Below are 18,240 nucleotides of genomic sequence, written 5' to 3'. Positions count from 1 at the left end.
GTGTGGCTCGGTGACCGGCGGCAAGCCCTTGGCCCGCCGGCCGGGGTCAGGCGCGGATGTCCTTCGTGAGCTCCTCCACGAGGGCGGCCCGCTGCTCGCGGGTGGACGGCCGACCCTCAGCGTCGGGACGCTCCTGCCACGGGAACGGTCCCGAAGCGCGGCGGTACTCGACCCCGAGGGCGTCGAGGCGGGCGAGGTGCTGCTGCAGCCGTGCCTCGAAGCCCGGGAGGTCACGCTCGCGGCCGACCCAAGCGACCTCGGCGAGGGCGCACAGTCGCGGGTACGCCTGGTAGTCGATGACGCGGGCGGAGTCCATGTGCTCCGTCCAGATGTTCGCCTGCACACCGATGATGTGCTCGGCCTGCGCCTCCGTCAGCTCAGCCGGCACCGGCTCGAAGGTGTACACCTCCGAGACCGTCAGCGGCGGCCCGACCGGGATCGGCTCACCCGGCAGCTCCGACTCGCGGTAGTCGAGGTAGACGCGGTCGTCCGGGCAGGCGATGACGTCGTACCCCTGGCGTGCGGCGGCGACCGCACCGAACTCGCCGCGCCAGGAGGCGACGGTCGCGTCCTTCGGCAATCCGCCGCCCTCGAGGATCTCGTCCCAGCCGTACAGGCGTCGGCCGGCGGCGGACAGGTGCGCCTCGAGCTGGCGGATGAACCACGCCTGCAGCGCTTCGACGGTGTCGAGTCCGCGCTCGGCCATGAGGGCTTGCGTTCGGGCGCTCGCCGCCCAGCGGGTCTTCTTCGCCTCGTCGCCACCGACGCCGATGAAGGTCGACGGGAAGAGCTCCATGACCTCGTCGAACACGGTGCGGAAGAACGCGACCGTCTCCTCGCCCATGTCGAGGATCGCCTCATTGATGCCCCACCGCGTCCACACCGACGGCTCGTCCGCGTCCTGCGCCACATCCGGCACGCCCAGCTCGGGGTGCGCGGCGATGATCGCTCGCGCATGACCGGGCAGGTCGATCTCGGGGACGACCGTGATGGACCGCTCAGCGGCGTAGGCGACGATCTCGCGCAGGTCGTCCTTCGTGTAGAAGCCGCCGTGCGGGCGGCCGTCGCCGGGAGCGTGCCGCGCTGCGCCGTGCTGGCTCTCGGTCCGCCACCCGCCGACCTCGGTCAGCTTCGGGAACGCGTCGATCTGGATGCGCCAGCCCTGGTCGTCGGTGAGGTGGAAGTGGAGGACGTTGAGCTTGTGGCGCGCGGCGAGGTCGATGAACCGCAGCACGTCGGACGTGGGGAGGAAGTGCCGTGCCACGTCGAGCATGACGCCTCGCCAGCCGAAGCGCGGGGCGTCGTCGATGGTCGTCGCCGGGACGGCCCAGTCGACGCCGGGGACGAGCGCACGGCGGTTGACCGCCGGGGGGAGGAGCTGGGTCAGGGTCACCGCGCCGGAGAACGCGCCGGAGGCGTCGGCGGCGACGATGCGCGCGCCGTCCGCGTCGACCACGAGCCGGTAGCCGCCGGCCGCGACGGTGTCGTCGTGGATGAACGCGATGCTGTCGGTCCGCAGGTCGATCCGTGCGTCGAGGTCGAACCCGGTCGACGTCTGCAGCACCCCGCGCAACCAGCGGGTCGCGGCCGTGAAGCGGCGGTCACCGCCGAGGCCGGTCGTCTCGCTCAGCGTGAAGGCGCCGTCGTGCTGCTGGATGGACACGGGCAGTGGAAGCATCGGTGGTTCTCTCCTCGAGTGCTGATGGGCCGTTCTCATGACATCTGCGGTGCGGCTGGCCGGGAACCCGGTGACACGCCGGAGGACTCCTGAGAACGGTCCCGGATGGTGGAGGTCAGGACGGGCGGTCGACGAGGGTGGTGAGCCGGTCGGCGATCAGCGTATCCGAGACGACGGTGAGCGGCGACTGACCGGCCTCGACGGCGAGCTCGGCGATGCTGCGGCCGACGAGCTCGCGGAGGTCGGGGTGCGACACCTGCGCGATGCGCACGGCGGACCAGTCGACCCGCTCGTCGACCGGCGGCTCGGCGAAGGCGCGTTCGAGTTCGTCGACGATGGCGTCGTCCCGGAGACGATCGATGACGGCGTCGCCGCCACCGCCGGTCACCCAGGTGGGCAGCAGGGCGGTGAGGGCGGTGCCGCGGAGGACGCCGCCCGGGAGGATGGTGCCGGTGCCGTGATCCATGGGCCGCTCTCCAGTCGTCGGGCGATTGCGCATATTGCAACGGGGGTTGCGTCAATGCCCGATAACTGTAAAGGGTCCGAACAAACGTGTCAACGGTGTGGAGACGGGGAGGCGGGGAGGGTTGCTCGGCACTTCGACAGGCTCAGTGACCGGGGAAGGGTGGGCCCAGTGACCGGGGAGGGTGGGCCCAGTGGCCGGGGAAGGGTTGGCCGGCGAGCGGGGGAGGGTGGGCCGACGAGCGGGGGCACTTCGACAGGCTCGGTGGCCGGGGAGGGGTGAGCCCAGTGGGCGGGGAGGGGTGAGCCCAGTGACCGGGGGAGGGTGGGCCCAGTGACCGGGGAGGGCGGGCCGGCGAGCGGGGGAGGGTGGGCCAGCGAGCGGGGGCACTTCGACAGGCTCAGTGGCCGGGGAGGGGTGAGCCCAGTGACCGGGGGAGGGTGGGCCCAGTGACCGGGGAGGGTGGGCCGGCGAGCGGGGGCACTTCGACAGGCTCAGTGGCCGGGGAAGGGTGGGCCCAGTGACCGGGGAAGGGTGGGCCCGGTGACCGGTGCGGGAGGGCCAGCGAGCGGGGGCACTTCGACAGGCTCAGTGACCGGTGGAGGTCACTCCACCAGGCGGAGGCGGACCGCCATGAACTGGCGACCGGGCAGGTCGACCCGGACCGTGCCGGTGTGGGTGCCGGGGAGGGTCTCGACCGTCATGTTCCAGGTGTCGAGCACGTCGACGTGGAACTCGCCCTCAGGGAGGAAGACGTTGCGGAACCGCGGCCGGTTGAAGCCGAAGTAGCCGATGACGTAGCGGCCGGCCACCCCGCCCCACGGTACGTCCCAGTCGCCGGGCAGCGGGTCGAGGACGCCCGTCGGGGACTCCGCCGAGATGCGCTCCAGGAACGCGATGCGGTCGGGACTCGAACCGATGAGCGGACCGCCCTTCGACCAGAACAGCTCCTCCCGGTCGTTGAGGTAGGTCTCGCCGTGGCCGACGTAGCCGCCGCGGATCGCCCCCTCCCAGAACCGTCGCACCATCTCCTCGCCGGTGATGTTGCCCCAGCCCTGGTCGATGTCGCCCTCGTAGGCGCACTCGTCGATGACGATCGGCTTGCCCCACTGCTCGCGCCACGCGTCGGTGTTCTCCGCGGTCCGGTAGACGTCGACGCGCTGCACGCTGCAGTGCGTGATCCAGGGCTTCGCGTAATCGTAGAACCCCTGGCAGTTGTGGATGGAGTTGAGGTGGCCGTGCGGATCCTCCGCGCCGACGACCGCCGCGAGCCGCTCCCAGTCGTCGTTCGTCTTCGCCCAGAGCAGGTCGTACTCGTTCGCCATCGACCACCACACGTTCGCGAACGCGGCGAGCCGACGGACGGCGTAGCGGAGGTACCGTTCGTCGACGGCCGGACCGAGGTCAGCGAAGCCCCAGCGGTCGTAGGCGTGGAAGAGGATGAGGTCCGCTTCGATGCCGAGCGCGCCGAGCTGGGTGATGCGCCGCTCGAGGTTCGCCCAGTACTTCGGGTCGAAGCGCTCGTGGTCGAAGCCGTCGGCGAGCGAGCCGACGAAGGGGAACGTCTCCGGCTCGTTCGCGTTGTAGAGGTACGACTTCGGGAACACGCACATGCGGATCTTCGTGAACGGCGCGGCTTCGAGGGCACGGAGGGTCTCCTCCTGCAGATCCTCGGGCTGGTGCGTCCAGGCGTAGGCGGTCGTGCCGAGCGGGCGATGACGGGTGCCGTCCGCGTGGGCGAAGTGGAAGCCGTCGACGCGCACCGGTCCGTGGCTGCCCGTCGCCGCGGCCGACACGGTGAACATGCCGGTGACGCCGTCGAGCGAGCGGGCGGTCGAGCTCGTGGTGAACGACCACTCGCCCTGCTCCTCGGCGAGCAGCCGCACCAGGTACCGGCCGTTGCCGTCGTAGAACCCGCCGACCGTGAACTCGCGCGCGCCGTTCGTGAACGCCGCGCCGAGTTCCACATCGACGAACGGGTTGCCGTGCGAAGGGCCGTCCAGCCGGATCTCCACGACGCCGTACTGCGGGACGTCGCCGGGGACCGTCAGGGGCGCCGAGCCGCGCGGGACGTCCTCTCCCTCGTAGTCGGGAGCGGGCTCGATCGCGGCGCCGTAGGGTGGGCGGGCGTCGGGACCGTCGTCGACCTGTGCGAGCGCCGCCCAGAGACGATCCTTCGCCGCGTCGTCCTGCAGCTCCGGCACGATCGCCGACAGCTGCCCGAGACGGATGCTGCGGAACTGCTTGGCCATCGGCGATGCGGCGATGCCGGGCAGGAACTGCTCGAGGACGGTGCGACCCGCGGGACTCTCGATGACGTCTCCGAAGGCGGAACTGCGGTCGAACATGGATCTCCTGTGATCAGCCGAGCGGGTCGGCGGCGGGTGCTACTGGTGCGGGCGGTGCGAGTGTTGCACGTGGAACAGTCGGGTGGGGGTTATCGCGCAACTCCTGATGCGGAAGTGGCTGCAGCAAGCGCTGCGTCCACGTCGTCGAGCATCGACGGCGGCGTGAACATGAGGAGCTGACGGACGGTCCGACCCCGACTCCACTGGGTGCCGCGGCGGATGTCGTCGGCCTTGGCCTGATCGTGGGCACCCACCGAGCTGAGGAGGGCGTCGTACGCGGCCGGTCGGTCGATGATCTCGGAGAGCGGCGAGTCGAGGCCGAGCGTGATGTCGTCATCGGCACTCGAGCCGGCATCGGAGACCTCGACCGTCCAGTCGTGGCGACCGGACCCGACCGTCTCCTCCGGGGCGCCCGGCAACGCGACCGTCGCCGTCGTGTTCGGCGGCACGACCGCCGACACCCGGAGTGACGACCCTTCGCGCCGCCACGCCACCGACGCTTCACCGTAGGGCGTGAGGTGTCGGGCCTCGGCGTGGTCGAGCCCGTCGATCGGCCGCGGTGCGATCCGGAGCTCGCGGTAGCCGGGAGCCGCGGGAGCGAGGCCGGCCACGGTGCGGTGCAGCCAGTCGGCGACGGCGCCGAGCGCGTAGTGGTTGAACGAGGTCATCTCGCCCGGGTTGACCGAGCCGTCCTCGAGCAGGCTGTCCCAGCGCTCCCAGATCGTGGTCGCGCCCTTGGTGACGGGCGAGAGCCAGGAGGGGTTCTCGGTCTGGAGCATGAGGCGGCCGGCCGCGCGCAGGTGCCCGCCGTCGGCGAGCGCATCGGTGATGAGCGGCGTCCCCACGAAACCGGTGCCGATGCGGTAGCCGTCGGCCCGGACGAGGTCGGCGAGGCGGTCCGCGAGGCGCTGTCGCAGTGCGGGGTCGACGACGAGGTCGAACCGCAGGGCGAGCGCGTAGGCGGTCGGCGCGTCGGACATCATCCGGCCGGCGGGCGTCACGTACTCGGCGGTGAAGGCCGCCCGACTCCGCTCGGCCAGGTCGCCGTACCGCTCGGCGTCCGCCGTCTCCCCGAGGAGCTCGGCGGTGTCGGCGAGGATCCGGAGGGATCGCGCGTGATAGGCGCTCGCGACGATGTCCGAGTCGACCCTGGCCTTCGCCGGCTGGTCCGGCGGCGCGCTCGGGTCGAGCCAGTCGCCGAGCTGGAAGGTGTTCGACCAGAGACCGTCGGTGCTCACTCGGAGGACGGCCTCCACCCAGGAACGCATCGACGGGTACTGCTCGCGCAGGATCCCGAGGTCGCCGTAGCGCTCGTGGAGTACCCACGGCACGACGGTCGCGGCGTCGCCCCAGGCTGCGGTCGGCCCGCCACCGGCGAATCCGGACAGCGCGGCCGGGACCACCATGGGGACGACACCGTCCTGGTGTCCCTGCTCGAGTGCGAGGTCGCGCAGCCAGGAGTCGAGGAACGCGGAGCTGTCGTAGAGGAAGCTCGCGGTCGGTGCGAAGACCTGCAGGTCACCCGTCCAGCCGAGTCGTTCGTCGCGCTGCGGGCAGTCGGTCGGGATGCTCAGGAAGTTGCCGCGCATGCCCCAGACGACGTTCTCGTGGAGGCGGTCGAGCAGCTCGTGCGAGGAGGAGAACCAACCGGTGCGCGTGAGGTCGCTGTGGAGGACGACGGCGGTGACCGACGCCGGGTCGAACGCGCCCGGCCAGCCGTCGATCTGCGCGTAGCGGAAGCCGTGGAAGGTGAAGCGGGGCTCGATCGTCTGCTCGCCGTCGCCCGAGAGCGTGACGTGGTCGGTGGCCGCGGCGTTGCGGAGGGGACGCAGGGCGAGTTCGCCCTCGTCGAGGACCTCGGCGTGTCGGAGCGTGAGCGTCGTGCCCCGCGGGCCGGCGACGGTGAGCCGGAGGCGGCCGACGAGGTTCTGGCCGAAGTCGAGGATGGTCGCGCCGGACGGCGAGGTGAGCACCTCCGCGACCGCGCGCTCCTCGATGCGACGGACGGGCGCGGCGATGCGGGCCTCCGGCGCCGGGTGCGCAGCGTCGTCGACGAGGGCCGGGGCCCAGGCGGACGCGTCGTACGCCGTCGTCGACCAGCCGGGTTCGGCCAGGGTGGTGTCGATCGCCTCACCGGCGTAGATGCCGCTGTCGACGAGCTCGGCACCGTCGGCCGCCGACCAGCTCGCATCGGTGACGAGCGTCTCCGTCGTCCCGTCGAGGTGGTCGAGCTGCAGCTGGGCGGCGAAGCGTGGCTGGTCGCCGTAGATGCGCTCGGCGAACTGGAAGAACCCGTAGCGCTCGGTGTGCCAGGCGCCGGCGACGGTCGCGGCGAGGACGTTCTCGCCCGGCTCGACGAGCGCGGTGACGTCGACGGTCTCGTGCACGAGGCGGTCGCCGTAGGCGGTCCAGCCGGGGGAGAGGACGTCCTCCGAGGCAGAAACCCCGTTGAGCTGCGGTTCGGCGGCACCGAGCGCGGTCCAGAACAGCCGGGCGCGACGGACGGGCCGGTCGACGGTGAAGGTGCGGCGCACCCGGATCGGTTGCGCCGGACGCTCGGGCGCCGCGAGACCGATGAAGCGGGCGGTCCAGGCTCCGTCGGCGAGGAACGCGGCCTCGACGACGATCGGCTCGCTCCAGGGCGTCTCCTCACCCGCGGTCGACGCGGCACGGACCTCGACGGTGCGCACCTCGTCTGGGCCGAGTGGTGAGAACGGCCAGGAGACGAGGACGGAGTCGCGGCCCTCGACACGTGCCGTGGCACCACTGCTGTCCCGGAGCTCGGCCCAGGCCTGCACCCAGTCGGAGCCAGCGGTCTCGACGGTCCAGCTCAACCGAGGCGTCGGCGTCGCGACCGCGGGGCTGTCGTCACGGGTCTCCGCCCGCAGTCGGCCGATCCGCGCGACGTGCGCGGTCATCGGGAAGTCCCTGCCGCGATGGTGACGACGTGCTCGTGCACGAGGTCGACGACGGACGATCCGATCCGGAGGGTGACGTCGCCTGGCTCGACCTGCCAGCCCTCCGCCCAGTGCGCGAAGACCCGGGCCGGCAGCGCGACCTCCCAGGCGACCGACTCGCCGGCACCCGCGCGGACGACGGCCGATCCGACGAGCCAGCGCACGGGGCGGTCGATCGAGGAGTCCGGTCGCTCCGCGTACACCTGCACGACGTGCTTGCCGGCGCGGTCGCCGGTGTTCGTCACGGTGCCGGAGACCCGGGCGTCACCGGAGGCGACGTCACCCGAGACCTCGCCACCCTCGATGGACCAGCTCGTGTACCCGAGCCCGTGGCCGAACCAGTAGGCGGGCGTGGCACCCGATCGGAGCCACGCGCGGTAGCCGATGTGGATGCCCTCCTCGTAGCGGAGCACGCCGTCCACCGGGGTGACGTCGAGCACCGGGACGTCGTCGAGCGCTGCAGCCCAGGTGGTGCTGAGACGACCACCGGGTTCGGCGACACCGAGGAGCACGTCGGCCAGGGCGTTGCCCATCTCCTGCCCGCCGAACCAGCCGAGGAGCACGGCGGCGACCTCGTCGCTCCAGGGGAGCAGGACCGGGGCGCCGGAGTTGACGATCACGACGGTGCGCGGGTTCACGGCGGCGACGGCCCGGACGAGCTCGTCCTGACGGCCTGGGAGTGTGAGGTCGCTGCGGTCCCAGCCCTCCGATTCGACCTTCGAGTTCGTGCCGACGACCACGACGGCGACATCGGCCGCGCGGGCCGCCTCGACCGCCTGGGCGATGAGGGCGTCGGGGTCGGAGTCGTCGGGAGCGCGACCGACGGTGACGCTGATCGCGCCGAGACCGTTCTCGCTCGGGGAGAGGTCGAACTCCGCGCGGAGCTCGACGGCGACGTCGGCCTGGGCGGCGAACGCACCCGTCGCCGACGGCGGGGCGAGGAGCGCCGCGCCGAGGTCGTTCCCGACGACCACGGGCTGCTCGTCGACGAGGAGGACGCCGTCGACGAAGAGCCGGCCGTGGAGCCCCGTGGCGAAGCCGAGTCGCAGCTGCTCGGTGGCCTCCGGCGTATACGTGGTGGTGAGGACGAGCTGCGACGCCGTGGTGACCGGGGCGTCGCCGCCGAACCAGACGAGCGCGGTGGACCGGCGGTCCTCGGTGAAGAGTTCCGCGCCGTCGGCGTCGAGGAACGTGGCGACGAGGCCGGGGTCACCCGTGCGCGGGTTGGTGAGGCGCTCGAGCGGGAGTTCGGCGACGCCCTCCTGCACGATCGTGCCGACGGCGTAGTCGATCGTCGCCTCGGGGAGCGCGAGTCGGAGTCCCTCCAGCGGGCTGACGGTGTGCTCAGGGAGGACCGTCGCACTGCCGCCGCCCTGGGTGCGAGAGTCGCGGGCGTTGTGCCCGATGACGGCGACGCGGGTGAGCGCGGCCGCGTCGAGGGGCAGGGTGCCGTCGTTGTCGAGCAGCACGACGCCCTCGGTCTCGGCCTCGCGGGAGAAGGCGACCCCGTCGACCGGGGCCGGCGCCAGCGCTTCCTCGCCGAGGGCACCGACGCGGACCGCGAGGGCGAGGAGCCGGGCGACCTTGCGGTCGACGTCGGCCTCGGCGACGCGGCCGTCGCGGACGGCCTCGAGGAGGGCCGCGCTCCATGCGGGAGCGGGGCCGGGCATGGCGAGGTCCTGCGACGCCGGTGCCGAGCCGAGGCTGCGGACGCCGGTCCAGTCGCTGACCACGACGCCGTCGAAGCCCCACTCCGAGTTGAGCGGCGTCTCCAGGAGGTCGTTCTCACTCATCGTGACGCCGTCGACGGAGTTGTAGGCGCTCATGATCGCCCAGGTGCCGGCCTCGGTCACCGTGCGCTCGAACGGCGCGAGGTAGAGCTCGCGGAGGGCACGCTCGCTCGCGTGCACGTCGACCGTGAAGCGGTCGGTCTCGGAGTCGTTGGCGACGTAGTGCTTGGGGGTCGCGGCGACGCCGTTGTCCTGCAGGCCGCTGACGTAGGCGGCCGCGAGCGATCCGGTGAGTTCCGGGTCCTCGCTGAACGCCTCGAAGTGCCGTCCGCCGAGCGGGGAACGGTGGAGGTTGATGGTCGGGCCGAGGACGACGTCGACGCCCTTGCGGCGGGCCTCGGCCGCGGCGACGGCGCCGTATCGGTAGGCGAGCGACGGATCCCACGAGGACGCCAGCGCGGTCGCCGACGGGAGGTTGATCGACGGCGAGCGCTCGTCCCACAGCGGACCGCGGACGCCGGCCGGGCCGTCGGACAGTACCATGGCGCGGAGGCCGATCTTCTCGAGCGGGACCGTGGTCCAGAAGTCGGCGCCGGAGACGAGCGCGACCTTCTCCTCGAGCTCGAGCCGGGCGACGAGGGCGTCGATCGCCGCGGTGTCGACGGGCTTCGTGGCGGCGGCGTGCCGGGGAGTGGTGATGGTCATGCGATGTGGGTCCGTTCTGGGGTGGCCCTTCGACAAGCTCAGGGACCGGTTGGTGGGTCTCGGGGACCGGTTGTGGGTCTCAGGGACCGGATGGTGGGTCTCAGGGACCGGATGGTGGGTCTCAGGGACCGGATGACGGGTCTCAGGGACCGGATGGTGTGCGTGGTGCGCCCGGCCGGCCAGGTTCCTGGCCCCGGCCGACCGGGCGGTCGAAGCGACGGTCAGGCGGCGGACTCCGCCGCACGCTGCTCGTCGATGAGGCGGCGGCGCTCGACGCGGCGGTCCTCCTGGCGGTCCGGGTCGGGGATCGGTGCCGCCATGAACAGGCGCTGCGTGTAGGGGTGGGCCGGGTGCGCCGTCACCTGGTCGCCGTCGCCGGACTCGACGATCTCGCCGTGGTACATGACCGCCACGCGATGGCTGATGTGCCGGACGACCGCGAGGTCGTGCGAGATGAACAGGTAGGCGACGCCCGTCTGCTCCTGGATGTCGATGAAGAGGTCGAGGACCCGCGCCTGCGTCGACAGGTCGAGGGCCGACACGGGCTCGTCGCACACGATGAGCTTCGGATCGAGGGCGAGCGCCCGGGCGATCGCGATGCGCTGCCGCTGCCCGCCCGAGAACTCCCGGGGGAGCCGTGAGGCCGCGCCGGTCGGCAGCTGCACCTGGTCGAGCAGGGATCCGACGCGCTTGCGGGCGTCGGCACCGGAGACACCGCGGACGGTGAGCGGCTCGGTGAGGATCTGCTCGATCGTGAGCGAGGGGTTGAGTGAGGAGTACGGGTCCTGGAACACGACCTGGATCTCCGAGCTGAGTGCCCGGCGCTCCTTGCGCTTCAGATGCCCGATCTCCTGGTCGCGGTAGCGGATGCTGCCGCCGGTGACCGGGGCGAGGCCCAGCACGGCGCGACCGAGCGTGGTCTTGCCGGAGCCGGACTCGCCGACGAGGCCGACGGTCTCACCGGGCTTGATGTCGATCGACACCCCCTTGAGCGCCTTGAACGACTGGGCACGGAACCCCTTGCCCGGGTACTCGACTTCGAGGTCCTTCACCTCGAGCAGTGACGACGTCATCGGGTCTCTCCTGTCAGGTTCGTCGCGAGCGCCGGTCGGGCGGGACCCTCGTCGAGGATCGCGCCGAGCAGCGACTGCGTGTACGGGTGCTGTGCGTGGTTGAAGATCGAGCGCACCGGCCCGGTCTCCACGATGAGGCCGTTCTGCATGACCGAGACGCGGTCGCAGAGGTCGGCGACCACACCGAAGTTGTGCGTCACGAGGAGCATCGCCATGTGGCGCTCCGCCTGGAGGTCGCGCAGCAGGTCGAGGACCTCCGCCTGCACGGTCACGTCGAGGGCGGTGGTGGGCTCGTCGGCGATGATGATGTCCGGGTCCGTGGAGACGGCGCCGGCGATGAGCACACGCTGCGCCATACCGCCCGAGACCTCGTGCGGGAATGCGGCGAAGGTGCGCTTGGGGTTCGGGATGCCGACCCGCTCGAGCAGGGCGAGCGCCTTGTCCGTCGCCTCCTTCCTGCTGAGGCCGAGGGTGACGCGCAGGGGTTCGACGAGCTGGCTGCCGATCGTGAACGCCGGGTCGAGGTTCGACATCGGCTCCTGCGGGATGTAGCCGATGCGCTTGCCGCGGATGGCCGTGTACTCGCGCTCCCCGAGGGTGTCGAGCCGGGTGCCCTCGTAGCGGATCGTGCCGTCGGTGACCCGCCCGCCGCGCGGCAGGAGACCGAGGACACCCCACGCGGTCTGGGTCTTGCCCGAGCCGGACTCACCGATGAGGCCGTGGACCTCGCCCTTGCGGATGTCGAGGTCGACGCCGTGGACGACTTCGGTGACCCGGCCACCCTCCTGGTCGTAGCCGACGCGGAGGTCGCGGACGCTGAGGACGAGCTCCTCGGCGCGGACGGCGGCGCGGGCGTCGTCGTCGTGGCGGATGGGTGGGACACCGACGATCTCGTCCTCGCTGATCCCGGAGGTGCTGATCGACTGGGTGACGATCGTGTTCGAGCCCGTCTTCGACGTGGTCACGATCTTGCGACGGCGCCGACGGACGGACACGGTGCGCTCGAGCTCGTCGCGCATCGCGTTGGCGAGCAGGGTGAGTGCGATGCAGGTGAGCGCGATCGCGAGCGACGGCCAGACCATGAGGATCGGTGCCTTGTAGATGTTCGTGAAGCCGTCGTTGAGCATCGACCCCCAGGTCGGCACCGACAGGTCGCCGAGACCGAGGAACTCGAGGCCGGACTGGATCGCGATGGCGATGCCCGCGATGATCGCCGACTGGATGATGATCGGCGCGCGGACGACGGAGAGGATGTGCTTGCCGATGATGCGCGGGTCGCTGAGGCCCGAGACCCGGGCGGCGTCCACGTAGAGCTCCGAGCGCACGGCCGTGACCGCCGCATAGACGAGGCGGAAGTAGGAGGGCGACAGCAGGATGCCGAAGATCGCCATCGAGATCCAGACCGACGGGCCGAGGACGGCGCGGGCGGCGAGGAGGACGACGATGCCGGGCAGCGCCATGATGAGGCCCGTGAACCAGGACGACACGGAGTCGAACCAGCCCTGGTAGTACCCGGCGATCAGTCCGGCGAGGACCCCGATGACGATCGCGACGACGAGGGCGAGGAGCGCTGCGGCGACGCTGATCTGGGTGGCGGCGAGCAGACGGGAGAACACGTCGCGCCCGGCGCTGTCCGCTCCGAGGAGGTGGTCGGCGCTCGGTGGCGCCAGGACCTGCTGCAGGGACGCGAGGTTCGGGTCCTGCGGGGCGATGAGCGGTCCGAAGATCGCGACGACCCCGATGATCGCGAGGAACACGAGCGACGCGGCGCCGATCGGGCGCTTGAGGAGCCGACGCAGGAGGTTGACGCGGACCTGCGGGGTCGGGACGGTGAGCGGGGTTTCGATGGCGGTCATGACAGTCGCACCTTCGGGTTGAGCGCAGCCTGCGCGAGGTCGATGAGCAGGTTGACGACGACGACGATGATGGCCGTCGCGATGACGACCCCCATGACGATGGGGATGTCGCCCTGGGTCGTGGCCTGCACGGCGAGCTGACCGATACCCGGGAGGGCGAAGATCTGCTCGATGATGACGGCGCCGCCGAGGAGGCCGATGAACTGCACGGCGAGGACGGCGAGGGCCGGGCCGCCGGCGTTCCGCAGCACGTGCTTGTAGATGACGCGGCCCGTGCCGAGCCCGCGACTGCGGAGCGTGCGGACGTAGTCCTTCGACATCGCGTCGACGACGGAACCGCGCACCTGCTGCGAGACCGTCGCGATGGCGCCGATCGCGAGGGCGATGATCGGCAATGTCACCGAGGCGACCCAGCCGGAGAAGGACGTGGTGATCGGGATGTACCCGGTGGCTTTGAACAGGCGCAGGTTGATCGCGAAGGTGATGACGAGCACGAGCGCGATGAGGAAGCTGGGGATCGCGAAGCCGATGACGGAGATGAACTGGACGACGTTGTCGATCCATCCACCGCGACGGGCGGCGAGGACACCGAGGATGACGGACACGATCGCGGCGATGATGGTCGCCCCGAGCACGATCGAGAGGGTGACGGCGAGGCGGCCGGTGACGCCGGAGGAGACGAGCTGGCCGGTGAACCACGAGCGGCCGAGGTCGCCCTGGAAGGCGGAGGTGATCCAGTCGAGGTACTGCACCGGCAGTGGGCGGTCGAGGCCGAGTTCGGCGGCCTTCTTCGCGACGGTCTCGGTGGTGGCGCTCTGGCCGAGGATCCGGCGGGCGATGTCGCCGCCGCCGAGGTAGAGGAGGGAGTACGCGATCACGGAGATCACGAAGATGAGGACGACGCCGGACACCAGGCGTCTGAGGATGAATCCGAGCATGGGTCACTCCAGGAAGTGGGTGAGTGAGGGGTGTTGGGGCCGGCCCGCCCGAGCGCTGGGCACTCGGGCGGGCCGGGGTCGAACCGACGTGCGACCGGTTGCTCCCGGTCTCCGAGCCTGTCGACGGGCGAACCCATCGACCTGATCGGCGACCGGTCGGTCCCGGTCCCTGAGCCGGTCGAAGGGCGTGACCCTCGACCGGCTCCGGGATCAGCGGACTACTTCGGCTGGATGTCGTAGATGGACGGGTACGCGTTCGTCGGGATCATCTTGACGGTCGTGTTCGCGTCCGTCGCGAAGCTGCCCTGCACCCGGTAGAAGGGCGCGAACCAGGCCTGCTCGACGATGTAGGCGTTCAGTTCCTTGGCGACCTTGCCCTGCGTCGCCTCATCGCCGTACTGGATCTGCTTGATGTACTCGTCGACCTTCGGGTCGTCGTACTTGAAGGGGTTGAAGACGGCGTTCGGGGCGATCATGAACTGGATGAGCTGCCAGTCCGGGTTCTGCTCCAGCGCCATGAAGGAGACGGGGAACTTCGGGGCCAGGAGGTCGGCGATGAAGTTGTTGCCCGGGTCCGTGTACTCGGCGGTGATCCCGACGTCGGCCAGCTGCTGCGAGATCAGCGTGTAGGTGGTGGCGCCGAGCACCGTGGAGGACGGCATCGAGAGCGTCAGGCCGTCGGCGTAACCCGCCTCGGCGAGCAGCTCCTTGGCCTTCTCTGGGTCGTAGCCGTAGCGGTCGTCGAGCGACTTGTCATAGGCGGGGGAGTTCTCCGGGAAGACCTGACCCGTGACCGTGCCGTTGTCGTTCTGCAGTGCCTTGAGCAGAGCCGGGCGGTCGAACGCGTAGTTGATGGCCTGGCGGACGCGGACGTCGGCGATCGCCGGGTTCATCGTGCCGGCGCGGTCGAGGAGGAGCATGCCCTGGAAGTCGAGCTCGTTGGCGTTGACGGTCCAGCCGGCGCCCTCGACCTCGGCGAGGTTGTCGTTGTTGGCGAGCTTGATGCCGTTGACCTCGCCCGACTTGACGGCGTTGAGGCCGGCGGTCGCGTCCTGGAGGACGTTGATGGTCAGCTTGTCGTAGTGCTGCCAGTCCTTGTTCCAGTAGTCGGGGTTCGCGGTGTAGCTGTAGCTCGTGCCGGTGACGGTCGCGGCCGTGTCGAGCACGTAGGGTCCGGAGCCGACCGGGTTGGTGGCGAGGTCGGGGCTGTCGAACGACTCGGCGCTGGCGATCAGGCCGGGGTCGCGGGTGAGGTAGTTGAGCATGGCCGGGTCGGGTGCACTCAGGGTGATGACGACGGTGGTGTCGTCGGGTGCCTCGACGGAGGCGACACCCGCGAAGTAGCCGGCGTCGGGGGAGGTGCCGGTCTTGAAGCGTTCGAGGTTCTGCTTGACGACGTCGGCGGTGAGCTTCGACTTGTCGGTGAAGGTGACGTCGTCGCGGATCTTGAGCGTCAGGACGGTGTTGTCGTCGTTGTACTCGTAGGAGGTCGCGAGCGACGGCACGATCTCGCCGTCGGCGGTGGCGACGAGCAGCGTGTCGAAGACGGCCTGGTAGAAGGGCGAGCGGTTGCCCCACTCGGAGCCGGCCGGGTCGAACGTGGTGGGGGGAGTGATCGCACCCAGGATCAGGGTGCCACCGGAGCCGCTGTCAGAGCCGGAGGTGCTACCGGAGCATCCGGTGAGCACGAGTGCAGCAGCGGTGACCGCGACGGCTGCGGTCGTCTTCCATCGGAACATCTTTGTCCATTCGCTGTGAGCAATCCCTCATCGGATCGCTGGTGATTGAGGACGCTAGCATGAAACCCGAGTGGTCACTAGCTTTTTGTTTTCGACCATGTCACAGTTGGATCACGACCAGGCCGCGGCGTTCGACGGGGAACGCGCTATCGTGAAGCCGTCCGAAGGGGGAGGTCGTCCGATGACATCGGTCAAGACCGGGAACAAGCCGCAGGGGAAGCCCCGCGGTGCATATGCGAAAACCGGTATGAAGCGCGTCGCGATCCTCGACGCAGCGCTCGCCGTCTTCGCCAACGGGGGATACCGCGCGGGTTCGCTCCGGGAGGTGGCCGCGCAGGTGGGGATGAGCGAGGCCGGTCTCCTGCACCACTTCCCGAACAAGAGCGCGTTGCTCGCCGCCGTGCTCTCGCACCGCGACGACCTCTCGGCGACGCTCGTGCCGATGGACGGCGACGACCCGATCGAGACGCTCCGGGGGCTGGTCGCACTCGCCCGGTACAACGCTTCCGTGCCCGGCGTGGTCGCGCTCTACTGCACGCTCTCGGCGGAGGCGACCTCGCCCGACCACCCGGCGCACGACTACTTCGTCGAGCGGTATGAGGGCACGCGCGGGCGCCTCGAGCGCACCTTCGGACTGCTCGTGTCGGGGGGACAGGTGCGGGCGGACTTCCCCACCACCAGTGCGGCGTTCATGACCATCGCGCTCATGGATGGTCTGCAGGTGCAGTGGCTGCTGGCGCCGGAGTCGGTCGACATGGCGGACGAGCTCCACGCCTTCCTGTCGGGGCTGCTCGGCACCGAGCTCTAGGCGCCGAGCGGTCGGCGCGGCAGCAGGAGATCCGCCCGGCGGCAGGAGCCTCTGGGCGAGTGCGTCCTGCTCCGGCGCTGATCTCCTGCTGTCGCGCTACGGCGTGGTCGTGCGGGCGTCGCGCAGGTCCGCGCCGACCGACGTGAACGACAGCCCGTGGCGGTTCCGGGTGAAGGGTACGGAGGCGACGGCGATCGTCACCACGAGCGCGCTCAGCAGGCCGACGAAACCGGCGATGGTCTGGGTCGGGCCCTGCGTGGCCTCCGGGAGCTGGCCCGCGGTCGTGGCGGCGATGTACGGAAGCGCGACGACGGAGGCGCGGTACAGGCGGCGCACGGCTGAGCCTCGGCCGTCACGCCACTGCGGGGCGAGCCAGACGAGGCGTTGGCCGAGCGACGCGCCGCTCCCGATGAGCGCGGGCAGGACGATGACGACGATGACGGTACCGGCACCGATGCTCAGCACCTCGGGCAGCGTCGGATCGTTGGCCGGGCCGGTCGCACCCGTCAGGAGGACCCGCGGCACGACGAACACGAGCGAGAGCACGGTGATCGACACCTGGACGGCGACCGCATCGAGGATCATCCCGAACCACCGGCGCCAGACCGTCACCGGCCGGGCGGCGCCACGGGTGGCCCGCAGGGCGTGCGAGCTCGGCATCCAGGCGAGGACGATCGGCGCGATGAGGGCACCGATCGCGGCGCCCGCCGTGTTCGCGATCAGGTCGTCGACGTCCGCCACCCGGTAGGAGCACTCGTAGAGCCCCCAGATGCCGGTGAGCTGGGTGCTCTCGACGAGCAAGGACACCAGCGCGCCGAGCAGGATCGAGACGCCGAGGCTGCGGTTCCAATAGCGCCTGGCGATCGCCCCGAACGGGATGAAGAGGATCACGTTCATGACGACCTGGAGCATGGCGTGACTGGTCAAGGTGCTGAGCAGCGACTGCCCGGCGGTCTCGCGCGCGATGTCCCCGATCGAGTGTCCGGGGATGAGTTCGAGTGAGCCTCCGGATCCGACGCAGTTGTCCCGCGTGTCCGGCAGCGGCAGCAGGGTGTACGCCACGAGGGCGACCGCGTAGACACTGACCGCCGCAGCGCCGATCACCCGGGGGAGCGACATCTGGCCGTAGCGACGGAGCTGCACGAGCAGGATCGGACCGAGGACGGCGAAGAAGATCAGCGTGCCGCCGACGAGTCCGACCCACGCCTGCCATGTCCATCCGCTCATTCCGACAACTGTAGGGCGCTCGTGGCACCATCGGCATCAGTCGGCGGACGGACTCCGGTCATCCTGCAGAGGGTGCCGAACGGCGGATCCCGCGTCCGATGCAGGCGATGATGGAGCGTGCCGACGCTCATCGTGACCACCCATCCCGACTCCGACTCCCTCACCCACCATCTCGCCCAGCGGCTCGCGCAGGAGCTGCGATCGACCGCCGGCTCGACCAGCGTCGAGGTCGCGGACCTGGCTGCGGAGGGCTTCGACCCGCGGTACACGCTCTCCGACCGCCACACCTACCGCGTCGGCGGCGACTTCACCCCGGATGTGGCCGCCGAGCAGGAGCGGCTCGACCGGGCCACCGACCTCGTGCTCGTCTTCCCGGTGTACTGGTGGTCGGCGCCCGCGCTCCTCAAGGGCTGGTTCGACCGCGTGTTCGTCAACGGCTGGGCGTTTGGCCTCGACGCGGACGGCGGGATCGTCCGGAAGCTCGACCGCCTGCGCGTGCACCTCGTACCGATCGCTGGTGACGACGCCGGGGTCTACGACCGCCACGGCTACGAGCGGGCGATGCGGACGCAGCTCGAGCACGGCATCGTCGACTTCTGCGGCGCTCGCCGTGGCGTGACGACCTTCGTCCACGACTCGGAGGGCGAGGACGCCGATGCGCGGACGCGTGCGGTGGAGGCCGCGGTGGACGCGGTCATCGGAGCGATCCGCGCCTGAT

Annotated in this window: 12 protein-coding genes; 2 read left to right on the top strand and 10 right to left on the bottom strand. The window is 70.6% G+C overall.

Features of this window, described 5'->3' with window-relative positions; genetic code table 11:
- Nucleotides 1-46 precede the first annotated feature (46 nt).
- From B9Y95_RS07695 to B9Y95_RS07655, 9 genes are all read right to left on the bottom strand, one after another.
- The gene (locus B9Y95_RS07695; protein WP_085511328.1) at nt 47-1,678 is read right to left on the bottom strand and encodes a beta-N-acetylhexosaminidase; all 1,632 of its coding nucleotides are present in this window, start codon (nt 1,676-1,678) and stop codon (nt 47-49) included.
- Nucleotides 1,679-1,793: 115 nt separating this feature from the next.
- Nucleotides 1,794-2,144, bottom strand: coding sequence for a hypothetical protein (locus tag B9Y95_RS07690; RefSeq protein WP_085511327.1), 351 nt, complete (start codon nt 2,142-2,144; stop codon nt 1,794-1,796).
- Between the two features lie 602 nt (nt 2,145-2,746).
- Nucleotides 2,747-4,489, bottom strand: coding sequence for a DUF5605 domain-containing protein (locus tag B9Y95_RS07685; RefSeq protein WP_085511326.1), 1,743 nt, complete (start codon nt 4,487-4,489; stop codon nt 2,747-2,749).
- Nucleotides 4,490-4,578: 89 nt separating this feature from the next.
- Nucleotides 4,579-7,407: a family 78 glycoside hydrolase catalytic domain gene (locus B9Y95_RS07680; RefSeq protein ID WP_085511325.1), complete on the bottom strand. Its 2,829-nt coding sequence runs from the start codon at nt 7,405-7,407 to the stop codon at nt 4,579-4,581.
- Nucleotides 7,404-9,881 (bottom strand): beta-glucosidase family protein, encoded by a 2,478-nt coding sequence (locus B9Y95_RS07675; RefSeq protein ID WP_085511324.1) that lies wholly within the window; start codon nt 9,879-9,881, stop codon nt 7,404-7,406. Before B9Y95_RS07675 ends, B9Y95_RS07680 begins: the two co-directional genes overlap by 4 nt.
- A 221-nt stretch (nt 9,882-10,102) precedes the next feature.
- Nucleotides 10,103-10,954, bottom strand: a complete 852-nt coding sequence (locus tag B9Y95_RS07670) for an ATP-binding cassette domain-containing protein (protein ID WP_064295413.1) — start codon at nt 10,952-10,954, stop codon at nt 10,103-10,105.
- Nucleotides 10,951-12,810, bottom strand: coding sequence for a dipeptide/oligopeptide/nickel ABC transporter permease/ATP-binding protein (locus B9Y95_RS07665; protein ID WP_085511323.1), 1,860 nt, complete (start codon nt 12,808-12,810; stop codon nt 10,951-10,953). Before B9Y95_RS07665 ends, B9Y95_RS07670 begins: the two co-directional genes overlap by 4 nt.
- Nucleotides 12,807-13,748 carry an ABC transporter permease gene (locus tag B9Y95_RS07660; RefSeq protein WP_085511322.1) on the bottom strand — a complete coding sequence of 314 codons (942 nt, stop codon included), beginning with the start codon at nt 13,746-13,748 and terminating at the stop codon, nt 12,807-12,809. Before B9Y95_RS07660 ends, B9Y95_RS07665 begins: the two co-directional genes overlap by 4 nt.
- A gap of 218 nt (nt 13,749-13,966) precedes the next feature.
- Nucleotides 13,967-15,487: an ABC transporter substrate-binding protein gene (locus B9Y95_RS07655; RefSeq protein ID WP_085511321.1), complete on the bottom strand. Its 1,521-nt coding sequence runs from the start codon at nt 15,485-15,487 to the stop codon at nt 13,967-13,969.
- A gap of 97 nt (nt 15,488-15,584) precedes the next feature.
- Between B9Y95_RS07655 and B9Y95_RS07650 the strand changes: the two genes are divergently transcribed.
- Complete coding sequence (locus B9Y95_RS07650; protein ID WP_234994021.1) at nt 15,585-16,295, top strand: TetR/AcrR family transcriptional regulator; 711 nt, start codon at nt 15,585-15,587, stop codon at nt 16,293-16,295.
- A 96-nt stretch (nt 16,296-16,391) separates the two neighbouring features.
- On the opposite strand, the gene B9Y95_RS07645 is transcribed toward B9Y95_RS07650, so the two are convergent.
- On the bottom strand, nt 16,392-17,522 hold the full coding sequence (locus B9Y95_RS07645) for a VanZ family protein (protein WP_085511320.1): 1,131 nt from the start codon (nt 17,520-17,522) through the stop codon (nt 16,392-16,394).
- A gap of 117 nt (nt 17,523-17,639) precedes the next feature.
- On the opposite strand from B9Y95_RS07645, the gene B9Y95_RS07640 reads away from it, so the two are divergent.
- The gene (locus tag B9Y95_RS07640; protein ID WP_085511319.1) at nt 17,640-18,239 is read left to right on the top strand and encodes an NAD(P)H-dependent oxidoreductase; all 600 of its coding nucleotides are present in this window, start codon (nt 17,640-17,642) and stop codon (nt 18,237-18,239) included.
- The last annotated feature ends 1 nt before the right edge of the window (nt 18,240 follow it).

Source organism: Plantibacter flavus, from assembly GCF_900177615.1.
GTDB classification, from domain to species: domain Bacteria; phylum Actinomycetota; class Actinomycetes; order Actinomycetales; family Microbacteriaceae; genus Plantibacter; species Plantibacter flavus.
The sequence above is the reverse complement of the archived record's forward strand: the minus strand, read 5'-3'. Positions and strand labels throughout refer to the sequence as shown.

Excerpts from the sequence above, each read along its gene's own strand:
- B9Y95_RS07670 (WP_064295413.1), bottom strand. The coding sequence starts at position 10,954 with ATGACGTCGTCACTGCTCGAGGTGAAGGACCTCGAAGTCGAGTACCCG.
- B9Y95_RS07685 (WP_085511326.1), bottom strand. The coding sequence starts at position 4,489 with ATGTTCGACCGCAGTTCCGCCTTCGGAGACGTCATCGAGAGTCCCGCG.
- B9Y95_RS07660 (WP_085511322.1), bottom strand. The coding sequence starts at position 13,748 with ATGCTCGGATTCATCCTCAGACGCCTGGTGTCCGGCGTCGTCCTCATC.
- B9Y95_RS07650 (WP_234994021.1), top strand. The coding sequence starts at position 15,585 with ATGTCACAGTTGGATCACGACCAGGCCGCGGCGTTCGACGGGGAACGC.
- B9Y95_RS07690 (WP_085511327.1), bottom strand. The coding sequence starts at position 2,144 with ATGGATCACGGCACCGGCACCATCCTCCCGGGCGGCGTCCTCCGCGGC.
- B9Y95_RS07695 (WP_085511328.1), bottom strand. The coding sequence starts at position 1,678 with ATGCTTCCACTGCCCGTGTCCATCCAGCAGCACGACGGCGCCTTCACG.
- B9Y95_RS07655 (WP_085511321.1), bottom strand. The coding sequence starts at position 15,487 with ATGTTCCGATGGAAGACGACCGCAGCCGTCGCGGTCACCGCTGCTGCA.
- B9Y95_RS07665 (WP_085511323.1), bottom strand. The coding sequence starts at position 12,810 with ATGACCGCCATCGAAACCCCGCTCACCGTCCCGACCCCGCAGGTCCGC.
- B9Y95_RS07675 (WP_085511324.1), bottom strand. The coding sequence starts at position 9,881 with ATGACCATCACCACTCCCCGGCACGCCGCCGCCACGAAGCCCGTCGAC.
- B9Y95_RS07645 (WP_085511320.1), bottom strand. The coding sequence starts at position 17,522 with ATGAGCGGATGGACATGGCAGGCGTGGGTCGGACTCGTCGGCGGCACG.
- B9Y95_RS07680 (WP_085511325.1), bottom strand. The coding sequence starts at position 7,407 with ATGACCGCGCACGTCGCGCGGATCGGCCGACTGCGGGCGGAGACCCGT.